This is a genomic window from Streptomyces sp. NPDC047079, from assembly GCF_040643755.1.
In the GTDB taxonomy this organism is placed as follows: Bacteria; Actinomycetota; Actinomycetes; order Streptomycetales; family Streptomycetaceae; genus Streptomyces.
In genome coordinates this window covers 317,583-339,608 of record NZ_JBEYUZ010000001.1, presented here as the reverse complement: position 1 = coordinate 339,608, position 22,026 = coordinate 317,583, and the positions used below count along the sequence as shown (strand labels likewise).

Sequence of the window (22,026 nt, the reverse complement as noted above, 5' to 3'; positions counted from 1 at the left end):
TTCCCCTTCGAGCAGGACCCGTTGACGTGGGGGGTGCGGTCCCACCAGCAGAATCAGTAGCCCCTGGAGCTATGCCCGGCATCCTAAGGACGCGGCGCAGCCCTCTCCCCGGTCACGGCGTCCGATAACCGATCCGAATCGGAATCGTTATCGCACGCACAGGCTGTGAGCTGCACATATCGACAAATCCATGGGGATGGTTCGGATGTCCGGCGACTTATGCGCCGGTTCGCGGCAGTCCGGTCAGGGCAGGACGAATGGCCGCCGGCTCGCTGACGCTATGTCATGGTGACTGTCCCGGCGGCGGGTTGATCGACCGGCTGGGACCGTTCCGCCTCCTCGGGCGGACTCGGCGGCTCCGTCTCCCAGTTGGGTTCCGGCTGTGGCGGCGGACCCGTCTGTGCCTCGGGCCTGGAGGACCGCCGGAAGGCAGAGGTGCCGCGTGACAGGTCGTGGCCGATCGCCGCCGCGTCGAGGTCTGCCGACAGCCATCCCTGCCCGTCCCGCTGCTCGGTGCGCACCTTCAGCCGGCCCTGCACGACGAGCGGATCGCCCACGGCCACGGACGCGGCGACGTTCGTGGCCAGGGAGCGGCGGGCCCACACCGTGAAGAAGTTCGTGTGCCCGTCCGTCCAGACGTTCTTCTCACGGTCCAGGTACCTCGACGTCACCGCCAGCCGGAAGCGGGCCGTGGGACCCGCCGGTGACTCCCGGTACACCGGCTGCGTGGCCACATTGCCGACCACGCACAGCGTCGTCTCGTTCATGCGAAAACCCCTCCCTCGCCCCGGCCGGTCGCGCCGGGACGGAACGCCTACGGGCCCGTCCCGTACGGCTGCGTCCGGTGGAGCGGTCACGCCCTGTCGCATGCCGCCGCCGGTGCGGCGACCGCGTCCACCGCGATCGCCGCGAGACCAGACTGCCTCCGTCGGCCCGGGTCCGCTGTGCGCTGTGGACCGTCCCCCGGTTGTGGAAAACCCCGCCACCCGAACGTGGGCCTCCGCTCGGTGAGTTCGGGGGACTCAGCCCAATCGCGCCGTCGCCCCGGCCCCCGCCACCTTCACGTACTGCTCCCGCACCTCCTGATACCGCAGCAGCTCCGCCGCCAGCGGATCGAGCACCCGGGCCCGCCCGCACCCGGCCGCGGCCTCCCTCAGCCGCCGCTCCACCTCCAGTCCGTATCTGCGGGCCGGTCCGCGCGCCGCCATCCGGCAGCTCCACCCGACGGCCGGCCCACCCAGGACTCCGGCCGCCAACAGGGCCGCCGGGAACCCGACGTCGAGCGACACAAGCCCCACGACCTGCGCCAACAGCCAGAGGAATCCGAGGAGCTGAATGAGCGTCATGGACAGCTGAGCCATCACGGCGGCCGGCCACCAGCCGGGCCGGGGCGGCCGCCCGGGCGGCGCGGCGGTGCTCACGGCGAGCTCGTCCAGTGCCTCGGGCAGTCCGCGCGCACCACGCGCCGCCGCCTCGCGGACCGACTGGGCCCAGGGCGCGGGCAGTCCGTCCGCTGCCCGGTCCGCCACCGTCCGTACCGCCTGCTCGACGCTCTGCCGCGCGGTCACCTCCTTGTCCGTCGTCGCGGGCAGTGGCAGCCGGCCCGTGGCGGACTGCCTCCGCTCCCGGGACCACCGCCACAACCGCAGCCAGGGCATGCCGCACGCACGGTTGGCGTTGCGCAGCCACGCACGCTCGGCGGCCTCGCCCGCGGCTGTCGCGCCCACCGCGTCCGCGAGCCGCCCGGCGAACTCCTCGCGCGCCTCCTCACTGAGTCCGGTGCCCCGGCCGGTCGCGTAGACGGGCCGCAGCCGGGCCGCGGCCGCGTCCAGGTCCGCGGAGACACGCCGCGCGGCCGCCCCCCGCTCGGCGACGAACCGCCCGAGCACCTCCCGCAGTTCTCCCACACCCTCCCCGGTGAGCGCGGAGACCGCGAGAACGTCCGCACCCGGCTCGCCGTACTCGCCCAGCGCGATCCCGTCCCCGTCGAGCAGCCGCCGCAGATCGTCGAGCACCTGCTCGGCGGCCTCCCCGGGCAGCCGGTCGACCTGGTTGAGGACGACGAACATGACCTCGGCGTGACCCGCCAGGGGCCGCAGATAGCGCTCGTGGAGGACTGCGTCGGCGTACTTCTCGGGGTCGACGACCCAGATGACCGCGTCGACGAGCGCCAGGACGCGGTCGACCTGTTCCCGGTGCTCCACGGCCGCGGAGTCGTGGTCGGGCAGGTCGACCAGGACGAGTCCGGTCAGCTCGGACGCGCTGTCGGGGCTCTGCGGGGGGCGTCGGCGCAGCCGCCCGGGAACGCCGAGCCGGTCGATGAGGGCGGACGCGCCGTCGCTCCAGCTGCACACGACCGGTGCGGCCGTGGTGGGCCGGCGCACTCCTGTCTCCGAGAGGTTCACACCGGCGAGGGCGTTGAAGAGCGTCGACTTGCCGCTGCCGGTGGCGCCCGCGATGGCGACCACGGTGTGTTCGCCGGAGAGCCTGCGGCGTGCGGCCGCCTCGTCGAGGACACGGCCGGCCTCGGCGAGTGTGTCGCTGTCCAGCCGGGTCCGCGACAGGCCCACCAGCTCGCGCAGCGCGTCCAGCCGCGACCGCAGGGCTCCGTCGTACGCGAGGGGCGCGGGCCGGCGTTCGGTCGTGCCGCGGGGCTCCACGACCGTGACGGGCTGCTGTGCGCAAGCCCCCGTCTCGGACACGCGCCTGGCGATCAGCCCGTCGTCCCAGACGGCCCCCGGGTCGCCACGCTCCGCCGGGCCATCGCACCGCACACGTGCGTGCCGGGCGTCATCCTCCACGCGGGCGTGCGGGACCTTTTCCTGGGTGCCGCCCACCGTGGCGCCGCCCCGGGCCACGGCGCCCCCGTCCGCGCCCGCGCCCTCGTTCCGTCCCTCGTCGCCGTACGAGGCCTTGTCCGCGCCCTCGTCCGTCCCCGCACACCCCCCGGGCGGGCCCGCCGTGCCCTCCGAAAGCGTCTCGTAGGGCCTCTCCGAGGGCTCGTCCGACTGCCGACCCTGGGCTTCCGGGAGCCGCCGGTCGCGGTGCCCGTGGGGCTGGTGGTGCTGGTCGTGCTCAGGTTGCCCTTGGCGCCTGGAGTGCTCCGGATCCCCGCGCCTCTCCGGGCGCTCGGCGTGATCCGTGTGGTCAGTGACGGCAGTCACCACGGTCACCTCTCCTTCTGAAGTACGGACAGCGCGGCGATGAGTTCGGCCTGCGGCTCGGCCTGGATGTCGAGGGTGCGGAGAGGGGCGATACGGCGCTCGTGTTCCGCGCACAGCGCCCGGTCCAGGTACTCGGCGAGCGACTCGGCGGCGCATTCGCGCAGCCGGAGCGCCGCCTGGGCCCCGATCCGCTCGGCGAGCCCCTCCCCCGCCGCCTTGGCCCGGTGACCGCCGAGAAGCTCCGTGGCGACGAGCGCGGCCACCGTCTCGGTGTCCGGGGCGGTGCTCGCGCCGAGGTCGCGCACCGCTTCCTCGGCGTACTCCTCGAGCACGCGCCGCCAGCGCCGTACGGCCATTCCGACGCGGTGCTCGGCGCTGTCCAAGGTCGGATCGCGGTGGGTCAGCACGGGGGCGTCCCCGGCGAGCTCGCGCCGCCAGGCCTCCTCGACGCGTTCGTCGGCGGCCGTGACGGCGCACAGCAGCAGGGCGCCCAGGCTCTCCACGAGGGCGTCCAGCAGTTCCCCCGGGGTGCAGTCCAGGGGGTAACCGCGCCACCGCGTCAGGGCGTCGCCGGCGAGGACGGCCCCTTCTTGCAGTCGGCTCCGCACGCGCGCGTACTCACCGTCGTACGCGGTGTCGACGGCGGCCGTCAGCCGCAGCGCGGCGGCGTACTGGGCGGCGGCCGCCCCGGCCAGCTCCGACATGCGGGACCTCAACGAGTCGAGGACGCCGTAGGCCGTACGCGCCATGGCCGTCTGCCGAGCGGCCGGATCCTGCACCTGGTACGTGAGCCAGGAGTGCAGCGACGCGACGGCCGTGGCGGGCAGCAGCCCGCCGCCCCAGGCGGACTCGGGCAGCTCCGGCACGGTGAAGCGGGGGACGTCGCCGAGCCCGGCCTTGGTGAGCAGGGCACCGTACTGCCGTGACACCTCGGACACGACCTGGTGCGGCACCCGGTCCAGCACGGTGACGAGGGTCGCCCGGTGCTCCTTCGCGGTCCTCAGCAGGTGCCACGGCACGGCGTCGGCGTACCGGGCGGCGGTGGTGACCAGGACCCAGATGTCGGCGGCGCAGATCAGCTCGGCGGCGAGGAGGCGGTTCTCCGCGACCAGGGAGTCGATATCGGGGGCGTCGAGGAGCGCGAGCCCGCGCGGCAGCGTGTCGGCGGTCTCGATGCGCAGCACCCGCTCCTCGCGCCCGACGAGGGAGTCCAGATCGTCGCCGCCGTCCTGGTGGGGCACCCACACGCGTGTGAGGTCGGGCAGGACCCGCATCCCGCTGAACCAGTGGTGGTCCTCGGGGTGACAGACGAGCACGGGCGTGCGGGTGGTGGGCCGCAGCACGCCCGCCTCGCTGACCCTGCGGCCCACGAGGGAATTCACGAGGGTCGACTTGCCGGCGCCGGTCGATCCGCCGACGACGGCCAGAAGCGGCGCTTCAGGCTCTCTCAGCCGGGGCACCACATAGTCGTCGAGCTGTGAGAGGAGTTCGTCGCGGTTGGCACGCGCTCGTTCAGCCCCGGCCAGGGGGAGCGGGAAGCGTGCGGCGGCGACACGGTCGCGCAGGGCGGAGAGTGCGTCGAGCAGCTGAGGCCGTACGTCCAAGGTCACCACATGCGAAGAATGCCCAATTTTGGAGGCTTTCTGAAGCATATTGAGTATGCCTGCGCGCCGACGGGACACACAGGACGGAAGGGACGACTGGGACGCAGGCATAACGAGTGCACAACACCCGGGGCGCGAGACGTCAAAAGCGATGCGCGATTCGTACCTGCCTGCGATTATCGGGACCGCTTCACTGAACCTCCACATCGAGCCACGGAGGGGAAGCACCAGGGTCAAGGACGCGGGACCTCTATCCTTGTCCCCGGCGAGGTCACGGATCGGCCCACACCCGGGCACCACGACAGGCCACCACACCGGCCCCCGTAGCTCAGTGGATAGAGCAGGCGCCTTCTAAGCGCTTGGCCGCAGGTTCGAGTCCTGCCGGGGGCGCCCACTGACAGCCCTCCCATCGGGAGGGCTTTTTGCTGGTCAGGGGCGGTTTCACTCGTCACAGGACAACCCCGGACGCCCCCTTGGTGATCAAGGGCGGGGTCCGGGGCTGTCCGGCTGTCACCGGGTTTTCGCGGGTGGCCGTGTCGAATACGTGTCGAAGTTCCCGACCGGTGGAAGATCAGCCAGCGCCCGGCACCTCCGCCTCCGGGAGGTCACCCGCGGCTTCCAGCCGCCGTTTGAGATCCGGCAGCTGCCCGTCGACGCAGCGGGCGTAGGTCGACAGGAGCACGGCGACGCTGTTCCCGGCCCACTCGGCCACCTGAGCGGGCGGGATGCCGTCGTTGAGCCACTTCGTCACGCGCGTGTTCCGGTTGTCGTACACGCGCCGCCCGGTGGGCGACTCGAAGACGTGCTGAGGCAGCACGGCCTTACGCGCACTGCGCCACGCCCGACGGATGACGGAGCCGGCGAGGATGCCACCGGTCTCCCCCCGGAAGAGGAGATCACCAGGCTGAAGCTGTTCGTCCTCGATGGGCTCTGCTGTGGTGGACGGCCACAGTTACGCCCAACGACGACGATTTGGACCAGGTCGAGGACGCCGTGCGGACCTTCGGCGTAGTGCTGGACCGAACCCATCTGGACGCGGCCATGGCCGGCCTGCGGTCCCTTCCAGAGCTGATCCGCGACACCTTCCGGCAGCGCCAGCCCTACGTCCCGCTCGCTCAGCTGCTCACCGCCTCCCGCCCCCCAGACTGCTACACCGTACGCTCGTGGCAGATCGCTCTGCTGAGACGCGCCTGCCTCTGCTGTTCCCCCAGTGCCTTGAGGGCAGTGTTCGTCTCTGCCAGTGCGTCCTCGGTCTGGGCTCGGCATCGTTCGTAGCCCTGGCCCGCCTCCTTGCACCAGTCCTTCGAACGCTTGAGGTCGTGGGCGCCTTTGCCGCCGAGGGCGACCCCGCTACCGCCGGTCGCCACACCGACACCGATAAGTGTGACTGATATGAAGAAAGGTACGATCTCCCCCTTGGTGCCCCATGACCCTGCGCAAACCGGCAGGTTCAACCGTTCACATTGTGCCCTTGGTCAATGATCGTCCGAGACGCCTTTCTGTCGATCGATCGTCATTGGCCGATGGCATCGATGGTCACGGCGCTCGACGGCCCAGAGCGGAAGCCCCCTCTGTGCGCTGAATGAAGCCTTCAGGAAGCACCTGGCTCGTGCCAGATCTAGCGGGGAACCACGGGGAACACCGGGAACAGGGTGCTGGCTCGTTGAGGCCCAGTGCTTCTCTGCCCAGGTCAGCCCGGAAACCGCCCGTAAATAACCCAAGCTTCCATAGCTGGTGTCTCCGCATAAGAGGACTCGCTGGTCAGGGCGCTCGTACTGGTGTCTCTGACTTCACCGTTAGAGGGAGACTGTTCAGCGTTGCGCTGCACTGGCCCAGCCCCAGCGGCACTCTGGCGGCCCACCACTCGCCAGCAGAAGAAATTGCCCGTGAGCAAATCCGAACGGGTGCAGACCTCTACGCTGCCACCCGGCGACTCGAAGATGGCGCTGACGGCCGAGCATCTTCTCGATACTCCTCTTCCGGAACTTCTTGCGGAGCTGGACGTCACCCTGGATGAGTCTCCGATCACCGACCCAGGCTTCACGGGTTCTGCCGTGGTCACCCGAGACCGTGTGGTCCTGTCAATGAGGTCTGGCCAACCGCACTGGGAACGCACCGCCGTTGCGCGGGCGCTGTTGGGCCGCGCGCTCAACGTGCCGCTGTCGCCGCTGCGGGACGCATTGACGGATCTGCGCATGCACTGTGTCCATGCATAGGCATCGTCTCGGGATCCATACGACCATCAGAAACGGCGTCTAGGCGGTTTCGTTTGGATCACCTGGCTGACCAGAGGAAGATCCTGTCCGAAGGCGCCGCATTCCCCACTAAGTGCTGCTCAGCACCGTTGTCGACTGGGCATGCGGGCGTGATCGCGCACTATGCGGTCGCAACGCCCAGGAAGCGCAGCACCGCCAGGACGCGGCGGTGGTCGGCGTCGGCCTTGGGCAGGTCGAGCTTGGTGAAGATGCTGTTGATGTGCTTGGCGACCGCGCTCTCGCTCACGACCAGCTCGGCGGCGACGCCGGAGTTGGACCGGCCGCCCGCCATCAGCTCCAGCACCTCCCGCTCGCGCGGTGTCAGCCGGTCGAGCGGATCGCTGTGCCGGCGCACCAGCAGCTGCGCGACGACCTGCGGGTCGAGTGCGGTGCCGCCGGCCGCCACCCGGCGTACCGCCTCGGCGAACTCCTCGACGTCGGCGACCCGTTGCTTGAGCAGATAGCCGACGCCCGAGGTGTTGGCGGCGAGCAGATCGGCGGCGTACCGCTCCTCCACGTACTGCGACAGCAGGAGCACGGCGGTACGCGGGTACTGACGGCGGATCACCAGCGCGGCGCGCACTCCCTCGTCGGTGAAGCCGGGCGGCATGCGCACGTCGACCACGGCGATGTCGGGCCGGTGCTCCTGGACGGCTGCAAGCAGCCCTTCTGCGTCGGCGACTTGCGCGCACATCTCGAAGCCGGCCGCCTCCAGCACCTTGACCACGCCGATGCGCAGCAAGAGGGAATCCTCGGCGATCACGGCGCGCACGGCAGCTCCACGGTGATGACGGTCGGGCCCCCGGCGGGGCTGCGGCAGGAAAACGTGCCGTCGACGGACGCGACGCGCTTGGCGAGCCCGGCGAGCCCGGTGCCACCGCCGGCCGCCGCGAGATCCGCGCCGCCCGCGCCGTCGTCCGCGACGACCACCAGCAGTGTCTCCCCGATCCGCTCCACGGTCACGTCCGCCCGGGTCGCCTGGGCGTGTTTGACCACGTTCGTCAGGGCTTCGGAGACCACGAAGTACGCGACGGCCTCGACCGTGGGTGAGGGGCGCTGCGGCAGGTCCACCGCCACGCGCACCGGGATCGGGAGGCGGGCGGCGACCCCGGACAGCGCGGCGTCGAGGCCGCGGTCCTCAAGGACGGCCGGATGCAGGCCGCGCACCAGGTTGTTCAGCTCGGCGATCGCCTCCTTCGCCTCGCGGTGCGCCTCGTCGATCACCTTGCGGGCGTCCTCCGGCAGGTCGCCGAGGGTGGACCTGGCCAGGCCCAGGTTGACGGCGAGTGAGACGAGGCGCTGCTGTGCGCCGTCGTGCAGGTCGCGCTCGATCCGCCGCCGCTCGGCGTCGGCGGCGTCGAGCACACCGGCCCGGCTCTCGGCGAGGTCGGCGACCCGGCGGGCCAGCTTCTCCGTGCGGCTGGGGCCGAGCAAGACCTCGGCCGCCCGGGTCTCCAGCCGCACCAGAGCGCCGGTCAGCCGGGGCCCGAGGAACAGCAGGGCGAGACCGCCGGCGGTGACGTACGCGGCCTGCGTGGTGTACCCGAGGTCGGTGACCCGCCACTGCGGGGGCAGGGCCCAGATCCACACGTAGATGGAGGCGGCCACGAGAGCGGCGGCCCAGACGGCGAGGACGGCGAGGTCCAGGACGGCCAGCAGCGGACCCGCCACGGCGTGGTAGCACACCTGCCGCCACAAGGCCCGTGTGGTCAGCCGGCGTACCGCCGACTTCCAGTTGCGTCCGGGCCCGGGTACGGCGGGGCGCGGGAGGTCCTTGCCGACGAGCGCCCGGTAGCGTCGCCGCTGCCCGGCGGTCAGCAGGGGTGTCACCACGAGCGTGAGCAGCACGGGCAGCGGGGTCACGGCCACCGCGCCGGGCGCGCGTACCAGCGCCGCCATCGTGCCGAGCAGCCAGAGCCACAGTGGCACCACGGCGAGGTGGAGCGGCAGGCCGGCGGCGACGAGCGCGGTCCGGTGCCCCGCCCTGCGGAACGGCCGGCCCAGCACCAGCTGCAGCCACGTCGTGAGTTGCATGCGTCAAACGGTAAAGCCGCAGGCCATCCCCGTGCCATGACGCTCCCGCCCGGTTCGGGGGTGCACTTTTCTCCACCCCGGGTCGGAACCCTGCGTGACTGACGGCGTCCTGGTGTGCGGCGGAGGGTGGAGCACGTGAAGGGGAGAGCCGGCGGGGAGCGGGGGAAGACGATGCGTCAACTGGTGCGGTGCAATGACGAATTGGCCGGTGCCGAGGGCTTCGACCGCGCCGAGGTCATCCCGCTCCACGAAGAGGCGGAGGAGCCGCGCCCGGCGCGGGGCATGCGGCGGGCCGGGTGGCTGCTGGTCGCCTGCGGGCTCGCCCTGCTGCCGTGGCTGTACGTGCTGGCCACCGGCCTGCCGGCCACCGCGACCGCGGCGCACTGGCCGGTCGCCTGGGTCGGGCTCGACGCGCTGGAGGCGCTCGGCCTGATCGCCACCGGCCTCCTCGCCGCCCGCGGCGACCGGCGGCACGCCCTGGCAGCCGCCGCGACCGCGACGCTGCTTGTGGTGGACGCCTGGTTCGACATCACGACCGCGGCCCCGGGCGGCGACTTCGCCACCGCGGTCGCCATGGCGCTCGGCGCCGAGCTGCCGCTCGCCGCGCTGTGCGGCCGGCTGGCGCTGCGGGCGCTGAGCCGGCACGCGTGACGCCGACCGCCCAGCCACATGCCACGGACCAAATCAATCCACCAGCGAACACCATGCACCGCATCACCACCGCCCCCGTCGCCCCGATCCCGGCCCGGACCCGCTGGGCGGTCGCCGCCGGCGTCGGCGCCGCGTTGGCCGCCGCCTGGTGGCTGCGCGACACGGCGCCCTATCCGTACGCCCAACGCGGCCTCCTCGACGTGCCGTTGCCGTTCCTGACAGCCGACCGGGTGGACGCCGTACTGCAACCGCGGCCGGGGGAGCGGATCCTGGAGATCGGCCCGGGGACGGGCCTGCAGTCGCTGCACGTCGCCCCGCAGCTCGGGCCGGAGGGACGGCTCGATGTGCTCGACATCCAGCAGGAGATGCTCGACCACGTGATGTGCCGCGCCGAGCGCGACGGCCTGGCGAGGATCAGGCCCACCCGCTCGGACGCACGTGAACTGCCCTACGCCGACGGGACATTCGACGCCGTATACACCGTGACCGCGCTCGGCGAGATCCCCGAGCCGGATCGGGTACTGCGCGAGGCGGCACGGGTGCTGGCACCAGGCGGGCGGCTGGTGATCGGCGAGTTCTTCGACCGGCACTGGATGCCCTTCGGCCGGCTGCACCGGCTCGCCAACGCCGCCGGCTCCACCTGACCGAGCGCCGCGGCCGAAGCCCGGCATACCTCGCCCGCTTCCGACCCTGCAGAGCCGACACGCCAGGCCACCAGAGCGAGCGCCTCGCCCACAGCGACCGGGACACCAACGGCGGGGAAGCGTGAGCACCGCACGCAAGGACCGCGATCACCGAGCTGAACAACCTGGCGCGCGGTAGGCCGCTCCAGAAGGCGAGCGGGCTCCGCCCCAACCGCGGCCAGCCACGAAAACTGCGGCGCCCCCGCAAGGTGAGAGGGGAATCCTCCGGCTTCTGCTGCGTGATTCCGGTCTCCGAGCGTGCTGGGTCCTCTCCGGCAGCAAGCCCGGGCGGCGGCGATAAGGCGGGTGCGTGCAGCAGCCCCGCGGAGTTCTGCGAGCGGGCCTGTGGTTGTGCAGTGCCGACTGGCCCATTCCGCGCGGTTTTCGGCGGTGCTACCCAGCCACAGGTGAGCGAGGCTGGTGTAGGCGGTTTCTTCTGGATCAAGGTGGGGGTGAGTGATGACGGCGACACCGGTCAGGCCCTTCGCCAGCAGTCGCAAGTCCTCTGGGCCCGCATCCTGGTCGTCAAGGGTGTCCGAGGAGCCGCAGTTCGTTCGGTGCCGTCATCCTTGCGTGTGCCTCTCATCGGTCATGTGGTGGGTGGTGAAAACTGCGTCCACACGATCCCCCGGGAACACCAGGAGCGCCGCCTCGACGACTCGCCCGGTGGAGTCGGTCGCGACGCGTGTGATTGCGAGGACGGCCACGACTGGGCCGATCCGGAGGGCGCGGTACTTCCCCCAAGGGCAGGCACCGCCGCCGCTTCCGGGAGCCAGGAGAGCTCAAACGGCTTTGGTCAAGAGCCCGATCCCGCATGTATCCCGTTCAGGAAAGACGCTGGATCCTTGGGTGCATCCCGCCTTACGGTGGCGCCATGAGCGAACACTCGGAAGCGCCTGTCGCTCCCGTCGAGGCCTATGAACCGCCCTACTACGTGGCTGTCTTCACTACGGTGCGAACCCAGGACCAGAGCGGCTACAGCGAGACCAACGCACGCATGGAAGACCTGGTGAAAGACGTCCCTGGGTTCCTGGGGATGGACCATGCGCAGACTCCTGGCGGCCTGGGCATCACCGTCGGGTACTTCCGCGACGCCGACGCCCTCGCGGAGTGGCGGTGCAACGCCGAGCACCGCGCGGCGCAAAAGCGTGGGCAGGCCGAGTGGTACCAGAGTTACACGCTGCATGTGGCGAAAGTGGAGCGGAGCCACGGGTTCACTCGAGCGTAGGTCCCGCGGAGCCCGACAGCAGGCTGACCGACCGAAGTCACCTCGTGGTCCGAGATTCGAGCCGCCGGAAGCCAGTGGGTTCAACTGTCCGACGACTCCGTGGCGATGGGCGGCGTTCGCCCCATGGATCTCAGCAGCGGTCTGTGCGCGGTCAGCGATCACGCGGTTGGTATCTGCAGACCTCGTGCGCGCCCCGGCTGTACCTGCACCACCCAGACGACAGCGGCATACCGTTCTGCGGCTCGGCAGCTGCTGGCTGGCGTCCCCGGCTTCTGGGATTCCGTCAGCGTGGACGTTCCCGGCAGCTATACCCAACAGCAAAGGTGTCATCGCGTGGAACCTGGCGAGCGCGGCGAGCGTGAGCACGACACCACGCCAGGGCGCAGAAAAAAAGAGGCCTTTGATGCAGCAGTTCGGTGACGCCGACCGCACCAGTGAAGAGGGGAGCACGTCACAATGAATCGCGGGCCACGACAACCGTGGATTCTCTGGTTATTAGCAGTAGGAGGGCTCGTCTCGTTCATTGCCGGGTCTCCGTTCATGCTGCGCGCGATAGCACCCTCCGGGATGGATTGGAACAGGCTGAGCGAGGTCAGTCAGGCTTACGGAGCAGTAGCCGTACTGCTCTCCGCCGCAGGCTTCCTCGGGGCGATGGTTTCAATCTGGCACCAGGCCAAACAGACCCGGATCATGCACGAAGAGATCCGATCTTCCATGCATAAAGAGCTGATACTCCGCGCCATCGACGACGAGACCCTTATGCATTGCTGGGAGCCGCCGCCCACTCCCAGCACATTTACGGAAGCGCGGCAATACTACTTCTGCAATCTCATCTACCGACTTTGGCTTACGGACTACTTGACTGGCCGCACGAATCTAGAATCCGCCCAGATCACCCTGACGATACATTTCGGCGGCGAAGTCGCACGGCGTCACTGGCAGATTTACGGCCAGGGCTGGATCAGCTGGTCAAAGGCCAACGCAAATCGACGAGAGCAGGAATTTGTGGCAGTAACTCAGAAGGCTTACGAGAAAGCACTAGCCGGAGGGCCCCCTGTCGACTCCAGCTCCTACTTTCTGCCGCCTCGCGTGTGATGCTTGCATGCAGAAGGCGAAGTGAGTGGCTGCGCTAGCGCACACCACCAGATCGGAGGCCCGGACACACGGGCCGGGCCTCCTCGCACTGGCCTAGTCATGCTTGTTCCGGCTGTCACCGGGTTTTCGCGGGTGGCCGTGTCGAAGTTCTCGGCCGCAGGTCAGTCGGCGCCCGGCACCTCCGACGGATCACCCACGGCTTCCAGCCGCCGTTTCAGGTCCGGCAGTTGCCTGTCGAAACCCCCTAGGTGGCCAGGAGCACGGCGACGCTGTTCCCGGCCCACTCCGCCACCTGGGCGGGCGGGATTCCCGGGTCAGGCCGCGCTGACCATGTCGAGGTCGAGAGAGATCTCCTCGGCCCAGCCGGAGTCGCCGCGCGGTTGGCTGGTGCCGCCGTTCTGGTCCACCTTCTTCAAGCAGCCGTTGGCGGTGATACGGGCGGACAGGCCGTACGGGGAGCGGTAGACAGCGAGATCGGACTCGGCGTTCGGGTCGTCGTAGGCATCGGCGATCGCCACCGTCTGACCCGAACCGCCGCTGGCGGACGGCAGGTTGTACGCCGCCTGCAACGAGGCGGGGCCGTAGCCGGAGGCAGCGGCGGCCGCGGTCAGGTCGCTCTCGGCGTGTGCCGGCTTCGGGGTGCCCGCGGTTACCCGCAGGGCGTTGCAGGCCATCTCGCCCTTCTTCGTCGGGGCCGGCCCGAGCGTGGGCGATGGTTACGCCATGGGACGGGGAGGCCATGGCCTGGGCCGCCGGCCCATGGGGGCGGCCAGGGCGAGGGCGGCCGTGGCGAGTGAAGGTGCACCGCACCGCCCTCCCTCCGGATGGCGGTTTGCCTCCCGGTCGCCCTCTCATCGCCTGGCCACCCCTCCGCCGACCTTCGTGACGGCAGGCCGCCAGGGCTCGCATAGTTTTATCCGCAATTAGTTTTCGGGGATGGGGCGAACTCGAAGGCGCGTTTCATTCACCTCGGCCCTTATTGGTGAAATTGCGCGCGCCAGAATCGTTTCTGCTGCTCGAGGATGGGCATAACCAACTGCGGCCTCCCCCGACGCAAGGGGCGTGGGGCGTACGGCATTTCCGCTTTGGACAGCATTCAACCGTCGGAAAATGGGCCGTCGCACAGCGCTTCAAGTGGACATCTACCGCAGGGCACATCACACATCCACAGGCCCCGCTGATAATGCTCCATTGGGACTAAAAAAAGCCCCATTACCGCGTCAAAAGCGACTGATAAAGAGCCCATGTGCTCTTCTTCAGCTGCAATCTTCCGACAGGCCGCTTTCGGCAGCAGACGCATGGGCGCCGGCTGCATCAGGCCTCCTGCATGAAGGGTCAAACCTCGTGAGTCAAGGTAACGGCATGCGCCCCGGCGCTCGACGCGTCGGCGCAGTGTCGGCGCTCACCGTGGGCATCATGACGGCGCTGACTTCGGGCATGGCTTCCTCCACCGCGGTCGCCGCCCCCAGCCACTCCGTCACCCAGGTGAAGGGAGTGCACTCCACGGCCGTAGCGCGTCAGGTCGGCGTCGACCTCGCGGTGACGAAGCAGGGCCCGGCCTCCGCGACGGAGGGCCAGGCCGTCACCTACACCATCACGGTGACGAACAACAGCTCGATCCCCTCAAGTGGCTTCACCCTCACCGACTACCTTCCGACGGGTATCCGCGGCGTTGTGCCCCCGCTCGGTTGCAGCATTCCCGCCCCGGGCCTGATGACCTGCACCCGAGGTCCGCTGGCGGCCCATGCCAGCACCACGATCACCGTGAGCGGCTTCGCCGGCCAGGACTTCACCAACCTCCAGAACATCGTCGCCGTCGAGGGCAACGAGCCCGACCCGGACTACAGCAACAACGCGGCCGCGGTGCGCACCGAAATCGCGCGGCGGCGTGTGGACCTGTCGCTGACGAAGTCGGGGCCGTCGACGGCGCCCGTCAACAGCCAGGTGACCTACACCCTCACGGTGCGGAACAACGGCCCGAGCGACTCGACCGGCTGGAGCATCACCGACCAGCTTCCGTCGGCTCTGCACGGCCCGTACACCACCTCGGCGGGCTGCACCGTCTCCGCCTCAAACCTGCTGACCTGCACCGGCGGTCCGCTGGCCGCGGGAGCCACCGCCACGGTCACCGTGACCGGCTTCGCCGGCCCCGGCTTCAACGGCGTGCAGAACACGGCGACGGTCAGAGGCCTCGACTTCGACCCCGACCTGGGCAACAACACCGACAGCAACGAGGTCAACCGGGGCGGCCTCAGGATCACCAAGACCGTGGATGCGCCCCGGACGGTCAGGCCGGGCGACGTCGTCCGATACACCGTCAGGGTGCGTAACACCGGGGACACGGACTTCGTGGGCGCCAACCCGGCGCACTTCACCGACGATCTGTCCGGTGTGCTGGACGACGCCCGGTACAACGTCGACGCGGACGCCACCCGCGGCGTCGTCGGCTATGCCGAGCCGAGGCTGACCTGGACCGGCGAACTCCGGCGTGGTGAGACCGCGACCATCCGGTACTCGGTCACCGTCAACCGTCAGGACTTCGGCGACCTGAGGCTCCAGAACGGGCTGAGCTCCGACAACCTCGGCAGCAACTGCCCGACGGCCGGCGCCAGCAGCGAGTGCCGGACCCTCGTCACCGTCCGCCTCCGGGACAAGGACACCGGGCGGGCCGGGATGCACCGCGCCATGGCTGCGGACAGGACGCGCGCCGCTCAGCGCTAGTGACCGGCGACCGTGCCCCGGGCCGCGTGTCGGGCCGGGGCACGGTCGTGTCCGCAGCCCGACCTCGCCTGTTCACACGGGCATCGGGGTGAGAGCCACGGCGACTTCGTTTTGTATGGAGAGGGAATGTCAGCTGTTTCGCGGGACATACCGCAGGGTCCAGCGCGAGAGCGCACCCCGCGCCCCAGGAGGTGTCGATGACGAAGAGGTCGCACGTCCGCTGCCGACGGAGTCGCCTCGTCCGCGGACGGAGCAGCCTCGCCGCCCTGGCCACCCTGGTGGGGTCCCTGGTCGTCCTCGGCGCGGCGGGGGCATCGGCCGCGGGTGTGCCCGGGGTTGCGCCTCGGGAGGACGACGGCACCACGATGTGCCGTCTCTCCACGGGCCCTTACCAGCGCCAGGTGGAGAAGTACCTGGGGCTGCCTGAGGACGGAAAGCAGTCCGCGCAGGACTGCGCGGCGATCCAGAGCGTGCAGAGCGCGTACGGCATCGTCCCGGCAGACGGCTATGCGGGGCTGGTGAGCCATCGGGCCGCCGTGGTGGACTGGGCCACACGGCACAAGGCGTCGCTCACCGGTTGTGCCGGACGGTCGAGGCTCGTCGTCTGTGTCGACCAGACACGCCAGTTGCTGTGGGTGCGGCAGGGCAAGAAAATCGCCTTCGGCCCGATCCCCGCGCGCACCGGGATGCCCGGCCATCGGACCCGCAACGGGTCCCACAGGATTTACAAGCGCGTGGAGAAGTTCTGGTCCAGTCTGTACGACGCTCCCATGCCGTTCAGTCAGTTCTTCGACCGCGGCGAGGCCCTCCACGCGAGCCACCGTCCGATCTTCGAGGACCCCGGCTCCCACGGCTGTGTGAACGTCCGCTATGCCGACGCCAGAGCACTGTGGTCCCTGCTGCGCGTCGGCGACGGCGTCGAGGTCTTCGGCAGGCGCAACGGGAACTGATCCCCGCATGCCGGTTCGATAGGGTTTCCCCGTCGACCGGAGGGGGCTGACATGCGGCTTCGTTGTGCCGTGCTCGACGACTTCCAGCGGATCGCGACCTCCGTCGCGGACTGGTCGCCGGTGGCGGACCGGGTGGAGGTCGTGTCCTTCGCCGAGCACTTCGCCGACGAGGATGCCCTGGGCGAGGCGCTCGCCGACTTCGACATCGTCGTCACGCTGCGCGAACGCGTGCCCTTCCCCGGCTCCCTGTTGGCCCGGCTGCCCCGGCTGAAACTGCTCATCGCCTCGGGAATGCGGAACTCCGTCATCGACTACGCGGCCGCCGAGGCGCACGGGGTGACCGTCTGCGGCACCGCCAGTTCCTCCACGCCGCCCGTGGAGCTGACCTGGGCGCTGCTGCTCGGGCTCGCGCGCGGGGTCGTCGCGGAGAGCAACGCCCTGCGGGACGGCGGCCCTTGGCAGAGCACGGTGGGCGCTGATCTGCACGAGCGGCGGCTCGGACTCCTCGGGCTCGGGAAGATCGGCAGCCGGGTCGCCCGGGTCGGGCTCGCCTTCGGCATGGAGGTCGCCGCCTGGAGCAAGCACCTCACCGAGGAGCGCGCGCACGAGGTCGGAGTCGAACGCGCCGCTTCCCTGGAGGAGTTGCTCGCCGCCAGCGACTTCGTCTCCGTGCACCTTGCGCTCGGCGACCGCACCCGCGGGCTGATCGGCGCCCGTGAACTTCGGCTGATGAAGCCGACCGCCTATCTCGTCAACACCTCGCGCGCCGCCATCGTGGACCAGGACGCCCTGCTCGCCGCCCTGCGGGAGGGCCGTATCGCCGGTGCGGGTGTCGACGTGTTCGACGTGGAGCCGCTCCCGGCCGGCCATCCGATGCGCACCGCGCCGCGGCTGCTGGCCACCCCGCACCTGGGATACGTCTCCCGCGCCAACTACGCGACGTACTACGGCGAGGCCGTCGAGGACATCCAGGCGTACCTGGCCGGGAAGCCGGTACGCCGCCTCGGCTGATCGGCTACGGGCCGGGAAGCCGGTACGCCGCCTCGGCTGATCGGCGACGGACAGAGGCCGTGCACGCCGACAGCCGCCGGCGGGCCTGGTGGCCGGGCCGGCGGCTGTCCGGTGCGTGCGTCGCCGCGACTCGGGTCGCGCGCTTCGTCACGCGCTACGGGACGCGGATCATCCGCGTGCTGTGGAACTCAGTTGATCGAGTGGGACGGAATGGGCGCCAGCTGCTTCGCCGTGGCCGACGGCATCGCCGGGAGGCTGGGCTTGGGCGACGACGGCACCGCCGGGAGGCTGGGCTTCGTCGACGGCACCGCCGGGAGGGCGGGAAGGCTCGGCTGGCCGGAGGGGTTGGGCAGGGGCAGCAGCTCGCCGGTGGCGAAGCCCGTGGCGAGGACCTTGGCGAGTTCGGTCACCACCGCCGTGGCCGCCGGGGCGACCTGGTTCGTGTTGGCGGAGGTCGCTGCCGCGAGCAGCTTGTCGGTCGCCTCTCGCAGGTCGGCGAGGGCCTCGTCCTCGTCGTCCTGCAGGGTCTGGGTGGGCGGGGTCATGCTGACCTTGGCGATGGCGTCGTCCACGGCCTTGCCGAGCCGGGTCGCCTCGTCGGCCGAGAGCCGGCCGTGGTTCGCCTTGAGCACCGCGTCCAGCAGGTCGTTGACCGGGCGCACGAGGACGTCGGCGTTGGGCGGGAGGGAGGTCTCCGCGGGGACGCGGCCACGCGCCGAGGCGTGGTCGGCCGCCACGGCGGCCGGTCCGGCGATTCCGATGAGCAGCATGGCGCAGAGAGCGGAGGAGGCAAAGCGCCGCGCGGGCAGAACACGCATGATGTTCCCTTCGTCGTGAGGCTTGGTGCCTGAGATTCACCGTGAAAGGGGACATCGCGGTCTGCAACCGTTCGGACGCTCCGCGTAGCTGGTCCGGGTGACCTCGTCACCCGTGTTGTGCCTGGTGGGAGGGCGTGCGGAGAGATCGAAACGCACACCACCCGTTCGGCGGAACAGCCGAGCGACTCCGGGGCCGGTGCCCGCCCGGCCCGTACACGACGCAGACCGGCCTGCGCACGACGCCGGCCGGACCACGCCGGCCGATCTGCGCACGACGCCGACCGCCCGGGCACGACGCCGACCGGCCCGGCCCGGGGCACAAACGCCGACCGGCCGCCCCCGAGGGGGAGCGGCCGATCAGAAGGGTCCGCTCGGACGTCAGCTGCCGGCGCAGTTGTTGGTGTACGCCGGGTTCAGCAGGCCGACGACGGTGGCCGTGACACCGCAGACGTTGGCCGGGACGTGGACCGGGGCCTCCGCGACGTTGCCCGACACGATGCCGGGGGAGGTGTCGGCGGCGGCGCTTGCGCCGCTGTCGGCGGCGGCGATACCGGCGGTGCCCGCCACGGCCGCAGCGGCAACGGTGGTCAGGGCCAGGCCCTTCGCGATACGCGACATGGAGAGGTGCTCCTTGGAAGTCGTCACAACAACCGGGCGGAATGCCCGACGCCGAGTCAACTGCGAGGCCCACGTCCTGGTTGCGCCCCCGATGGGGTGATCTCCGGAATTGCCGGACTTTACGGCTTCACCCCGGCGCGTCCCGTCTCCATCCGGTGCGCCCCCCTCACGCGCCGCAGGACCTCAGGTACGCCCGGGTGCGCCGCGCGATCGGCAGCGGCTTGTCCGGGTGGCACGGGTACATGTCCTGTTCCACGATCGCGAACAGGTCGACTCCGAGCCGCTGCGCGGCGGCCAGCACCGGCTCCAACGCCGGTACGCCGGACGGCGGTTCGCACATGACGCCGCGCGCCACGGCGGGGCCGAACGGGATCTCCTCAGCCCGGACCTCGGCGAGGACCGCGGGGTCGACCTGCTTGAGGTGGAGGTACCCGATCCGCTCCCCGTAGGCCTCGATCAGCTTGACGCTGTCGCCGCCGCAGTACGCGTAGTGCCCGGTGTCCAGGCACAGCGACACCGCCGAGGAGTCCGTCGCGTCGAGGAAGCGCGTGACGTTCTCCTCGCTGTCGATATGCGTGTCGGCGTGCGGATGGACGACGATCTCCAGGCCGTACCGCTCGCGCACCTCGTGTCCCAGTCGCTCGGTCTGCGTGGTCAGGTGCCGCCACTGCCCGGCAGTCAGGGTGCTCGGCTCCAGCACCCGCCCCGTCTTGTCGTCCCGCCAGAACGCCGGGATGACCACGAGATGCGAGCCCCCCATGACCTGGGTCAGCGCCGCGATGTCCGCGACATGCGCCCAGGTGGCGTCCCACACCTCCGGGCCGCGGTGCAGCCCGGTGAAGACCGTGCCGGCGGAGACCTTGAGGCCCCGCCGCCCGGTCTCCTCGGCGAGGACCGCGGGGTCGGTGGGCAGATATCCGTACGGGCCCAGCTCGATCCACTCGTACCCGGACCCGGCGACCTCGTCGAGGAAGCGCTGCCAGGGCACCTGCCGGGGGTCGTCGGGGAACCAGACTCCCCAGGAGTCGGGAGCCGATCCGATCCGGATGCGGGACAGTGATCCCGTGGGTGACAACGACGTCATGGGCGCCAGCTTCAGGCCACCCCGAAGCCATGTCAAGCTGTCGTCCGAATGTCTGGACAAAGCATTGACAGGGCTCCCTCCGCGCGGCTAGACCTGGGGGCAGCCGAGGGGAAGGGAACTCGATGGAGGAGTCCGAGGAGTGGGTTCCGCACGGCGGAGCCCCGTACGACCTGATCACCATGGGCAGGATCGGCGTGGATCTCTATCCGCTGCAGACGGGCGTACCCCTGCCCCAGGTGACGACCTTCGGGAAGTTCCTGGGCGGGTCGGCGACGAACGTCGCGGTCGCCGCCGCCCGTCTCGGACGCCGTACGGCGGTGATCACACGCACGGGTGACGACCCCTTCGGCACCTACCTCCACGAGGCGCTGCGCGCGTTCGGCGTGGACGACCGCTGGGTGACCCGGGTCGCGGGACTGCCGACTCCGGTCACCTTCTGCGAGGTCTTCCCGCCGGACGACTTCCCGCTGTACTTCTACCGGCAGCCCAAGGCGCCGGACCTGGAGATCGACGCGCACGAGCTGGACCTGGACGCGATCCGCGCCACGCGCGTCTTCTGGATGACGGGCACGGGCCTGTGCGAGGAACCGAGCCGTACCGCGACGCTCGCCGCCCTCGCCCACCGCGCCGAGTCCGGTACGACGGTCTTCGACCTCGACTGGCGCCCCATGTTCTGGGAGGACGCCGGCTCCGCACGCCCGTTCTACGCCGAGGCGCTGCGCCACGCCACGGTCGCCGTCGGCAACCTCGACGAGGTGGAGATCGCCACCGGGGAGCGCGATCCGCACGCCGCCGCCCGTGCGCTGCTGGACGCCGGTGTCGGACTCGCGGTGGTCAAGCAAGGGCCCAAGGGCGTGCTCGCGGTCAGCGCCACGGGAGAGTCGGCTCAGGTCCCCCCGCTCCCGGTCACGGTCCTCAACGGCCTCGGCGCGGGCGACGCCTTCGGCGGGTCGCTCTGCCACGGGCTGCTCGCCGGGTGGGACCTGGAGCGGATCATGCGGTACGCGAACGCCGCGGGGGCGATCGTGGCCTCCCGTCTGGAGTGCTCCTCGGCGATGCCCACGGCCGCCGAGGTCGCTGAAGCGGTCACGGCGGGAGCGGTGCGATGAGGGCGGGACACGTCGGGGGCACCCGGCACGAGGGGGAGACCGGCACCCCCCACCGCGACGGCGCCCCGCACGCGCGCTTGCCCCGCGAGGAGAACGGCACCCTTCGCCTCCCCTCCCCCCGCGTGGACGTCTCCGCACTCGTCCGGGTCCGCACCCGCCACCCCGAGGCCGTCGCCGAGGCCGCTGCCCGGCGGGCCCGGCGGCCGCTGCTCGGGGGCACCGGCCGGCTGATGATCGTCGCCGCCGACCACCCCGCCCGCGGCGCCCTCGGTGTCGGCGACCGCAAGATGGCCATGGCGAGCCGCGCCGATCTGCTGGAGCGGCTGTGCCTCGCGCTGTCCCGGCCGGGCGTCGACGGAGTGCTCGCCACCGCCGACATCCTCGACGACCTGCTGCTGCTCGGCGCCCTCGAACACAAGGTCGTCATGGGGTCGATGAACCGCGGAGGGCTCCAGGGGGCGTCCTTCGAGTTGGACGACCGCTTCACCGGTCACCGCCCCCAGGACATCGAACGGCTCGGGTTCGACGCGGGCAAGCTGCTGCTGCGCATCGACTACGACGACCCGGGATCGCTCAACACCCTGGAGTCCACCGCCCGGGTGATCGACGAGATGGCGGAGCGCCGGCTCCCGGTGTTCGTCGAGCCGTTCATCAGCCGCCGCACCCCCGAGGGCCGTCTCCGCAACGACCTCGCTGCGGAGGCCGTGACCAGGTCCATCGCCATCGCCAGCGGTCTCGGCGGCAGTTCGGCGTACACCTGGCTGAAGGTCCCGGTGACCGAGAACCCGGACGACATGGCCCGGGTGATGGAGACCTCCACCCTGCCGGCCGTGCTGCTCGGCGGCGACGTCGGCACGGACCAGGAGAGCGCGTACGAGAAGTGGCGCGGGGCACTCCAACTACCCACCGTCAAGGGCCTGGTGGTAGGCCGTTCGCTGCTGTACCCGGCGGACGGCGACGTCGCCACGGCCGTGGACACCGCCGTAGGACTTCTGTGAGGG

21 protein-coding genes, 1 tRNA gene and 1 pseudogene are annotated in these 22,026 nt (G+C 70.6%); 11 read left to right on the top strand and 12 right to left on the bottom strand.

All coding sequences use genetic code 11. The features are described 5' to 3' along the window. Positions 1-278: 278 nt before the first annotated feature. The 3 genes from ABZ823_RS01515 to ABZ823_RS01505 form a co-directional block, all read right to left on the bottom strand. The gene (locus ABZ823_RS01515) at positions 279-767 is read right to left on the bottom strand and encodes a single-stranded DNA-binding protein (RefSeq protein ID WP_361652449.1); all 489 of its coding nucleotides are present in this window, start codon (positions 765-767) and stop codon (positions 279-281) included. 255 nt (positions 768-1,022) lie between these two features. Next, complete coding sequence (locus tag ABZ823_RS01510; protein WP_361652447.1) at positions 1,023-3,164, bottom strand: GTPase; 2,142 nt, start codon at positions 3,162-3,164, stop codon at positions 1,023-1,025. A gap of 5 nt (positions 3,165-3,169) precedes the next feature. Next, complete coding sequence (locus tag ABZ823_RS01505; RefSeq protein WP_361652445.1) at positions 3,170-4,777, bottom strand: dynamin family protein; 1,608 nt, start codon at positions 4,775-4,777, stop codon at positions 3,170-3,172. A gap of 308 nt (positions 4,778-5,085) precedes the next feature. Here ABZ823_RS01505 and ABZ823_RS01500 point away from each other — a divergent pair. Then, positions 5,086-5,158, top strand: a tRNA-Arg gene (locus ABZ823_RS01500). A gap of 181 nt (positions 5,159-5,339) precedes the next feature. Here the strand turns inward: ABZ823_RS01500 and ABZ823_RS01495 are convergent. Beyond that, positions 5,340-5,585 carry a hypothetical protein gene (locus ABZ823_RS01495; RefSeq protein ID WP_361652443.1) on the bottom strand — a complete coding sequence of 82 codons (246 nt, stop codon included), beginning with the start codon at positions 5,583-5,585 and terminating at the stop codon, positions 5,340-5,342. A gap of 331 nt (positions 5,586-5,916) precedes the next feature. Then, positions 5,917-6,135 (bottom strand): hypothetical protein, encoded by a 219-nt coding sequence (locus tag ABZ823_RS01490; RefSeq protein WP_361652441.1) that lies wholly within the window; start codon positions 6,133-6,135, stop codon positions 5,917-5,919. 519 nt (positions 6,136-6,654) lie between these two features. Here ABZ823_RS01490 and ABZ823_RS01485 point away from each other — a divergent pair. Continuing rightward, positions 6,655-6,984 (top strand): hypothetical protein, encoded by a 330-nt coding sequence (locus tag ABZ823_RS01485; protein WP_361652439.1) that lies wholly within the window; start codon positions 6,655-6,657, stop codon positions 6,982-6,984. A gap of 160 nt (positions 6,985-7,144) precedes the next feature. On the opposite strand, the gene ABZ823_RS01480 is transcribed toward ABZ823_RS01485, so the two are convergent. Both ABZ823_RS01480 and ABZ823_RS01475 read right to left on the bottom strand, forming a co-directional pair. Beyond that, the gene (locus ABZ823_RS01480) at positions 7,145-7,795 is read right to left on the bottom strand and encodes a response regulator transcription factor (protein WP_361652437.1); all 651 of its coding nucleotides are present in this window, start codon (positions 7,793-7,795) and stop codon (positions 7,145-7,147) included. Next, on the bottom strand, positions 7,783-9,057 hold the full coding sequence (locus tag ABZ823_RS01475) for a histidine kinase (protein ID WP_361652435.1): 1,275 nt from the start codon (positions 9,055-9,057) through the stop codon (positions 7,783-7,785). The genes ABZ823_RS01480 and ABZ823_RS01475 overlap by 13 nt, the downstream gene beginning before the upstream one ends. 135 nt (positions 9,058-9,192) lie before the next feature. On the opposite strand from ABZ823_RS01475, the gene ABZ823_RS01470 reads away from it, so the two are divergent. Both ABZ823_RS01470 and ABZ823_RS01465 read left to right on the top strand, forming a co-directional pair. Continuing rightward, entirely contained in the window at positions 9,193-9,708 is a 516-nt protein-coding gene (locus tag ABZ823_RS01470) for a hypothetical protein (RefSeq protein WP_361652433.1), read from the top strand. Positions 9,709-9,761: 53 nt separating this feature from the next. After that, positions 9,762-10,352: a methyltransferase domain-containing protein gene (locus ABZ823_RS01465; protein ID WP_361652431.1), complete on the top strand. Its 591-nt coding sequence runs from the start codon at positions 9,762-9,764 to the stop codon at positions 10,350-10,352. A gap of 602 nt (positions 10,353-10,954) precedes the next feature. Here the strand turns inward: ABZ823_RS01465 and ABZ823_RS01460 are convergent. Continuing rightward, a pseudogene (locus tag ABZ823_RS01460) lies at positions 10,955-11,119 on the bottom strand (UTRA domain-containing protein); the annotation flags it as partial. A 146-nt stretch (positions 11,120-11,265) separates the two neighbouring features. Between ABZ823_RS01460 and ABZ823_RS01455 the strand changes: the two are divergent. Then, positions 11,266-11,619, top strand: coding sequence for an antibiotic biosynthesis monooxygenase (locus ABZ823_RS01455; protein ID WP_361652429.1), 354 nt, complete (start codon positions 11,266-11,268; stop codon positions 11,617-11,619). A gap of 540 nt (positions 11,620-12,159) precedes the next feature. Then, positions 12,160-12,714, top strand: coding sequence for a DUF6082 family protein (locus ABZ823_RS01450; RefSeq protein WP_361652427.1), 555 nt, complete (start codon positions 12,160-12,162; stop codon positions 12,712-12,714). Between the two features lie 314 nt (positions 12,715-13,028). Here ABZ823_RS01450 and ABZ823_RS01445 read toward each other — a convergent pair whose 3' ends face one another. Continuing rightward, the gene (locus tag ABZ823_RS01445; protein WP_361652425.1) at positions 13,029-13,388 is read right to left on the bottom strand and encodes a hypothetical protein; all 360 of its coding nucleotides are present in this window, start codon (positions 13,386-13,388) and stop codon (positions 13,029-13,031) included. Between the two features lie 742 nt (positions 13,389-14,130). On the opposite strand from ABZ823_RS01445, the gene ABZ823_RS01440 reads away from it, so the two are divergent. The 3 genes from ABZ823_RS01440 to ABZ823_RS01430 all read left to right on the top strand — a co-directional run bounded on the left by ABZ823_RS01440 (position 14,131) and on the right by ABZ823_RS01430 (position 17,396). Next, positions 14,131-15,435: a DUF11 domain-containing protein gene (locus ABZ823_RS01440; protein ID WP_361652423.1), complete on the top strand. Its 1,305-nt coding sequence runs from the start codon at positions 14,131-14,133 to the stop codon at positions 15,433-15,435. A gap of 197 nt (positions 15,436-15,632) precedes the next feature. Continuing rightward, entirely contained in the window at positions 15,633-16,385 is a 753-nt protein-coding gene (locus ABZ823_RS01435; protein ID WP_361652422.1) for a L,D-transpeptidase, read from the top strand. Between the two features lie 51 nt (positions 16,386-16,436). Further along, positions 16,437-17,396: a D-2-hydroxyacid dehydrogenase family protein gene (locus ABZ823_RS01430; RefSeq protein WP_361652420.1), complete on the top strand. Its 960-nt coding sequence runs from the start codon at positions 16,437-16,439 to the stop codon at positions 17,394-17,396. A gap of 188 nt (positions 17,397-17,584) precedes the next feature. Here ABZ823_RS01430 and ABZ823_RS01425 read toward each other — a convergent pair whose 3' ends face one another. From ABZ823_RS01425 to ABZ823_RS01415, 3 genes are all read right to left on the bottom strand, one after another. After that, positions 17,585-18,214 (bottom strand): hypothetical protein, encoded by a 630-nt coding sequence (locus tag ABZ823_RS01425; protein ID WP_361652418.1) that lies wholly within the window; start codon positions 18,212-18,214, stop codon positions 17,585-17,587. A 378-nt stretch (positions 18,215-18,592) separates the two neighbouring features. Then, the gene (locus tag ABZ823_RS01420) at positions 18,593-18,832 is read right to left on the bottom strand and encodes a chaplin (protein ID WP_361652416.1); all 240 of its coding nucleotides are present in this window, start codon (positions 18,830-18,832) and stop codon (positions 18,593-18,595) included. Between the two features lie 166 nt (positions 18,833-18,998). Further along, entirely contained in the window at positions 18,999-19,916 is a 918-nt protein-coding gene (locus ABZ823_RS01415) for a sugar phosphate isomerase/epimerase (protein ID WP_361652414.1), read from the bottom strand. Between the two features lie 122 nt (positions 19,917-20,038). Between ABZ823_RS01415 and iolC the strand changes: the two genes are divergently transcribed. Continuing rightward, the gene (gene iolC / locus ABZ823_RS01410) at positions 20,039-21,025 is read left to right on the top strand and encodes a 5-dehydro-2-deoxygluconokinase (protein ID WP_361652412.1); all 987 of its coding nucleotides are present in this window, start codon (positions 20,039-20,041) and stop codon (positions 21,023-21,025) included. Further along, entirely contained in the window at positions 21,022-22,023 is a 1,002-nt protein-coding gene (locus ABZ823_RS01405) for a deoxyribose-phosphate aldolase (protein WP_361652410.1), read from the top strand. Before iolC ends, ABZ823_RS01405 begins: the two co-directional genes overlap by 4 nt. Positions 22,024-22,026: the final 3 nt, after the last annotated feature.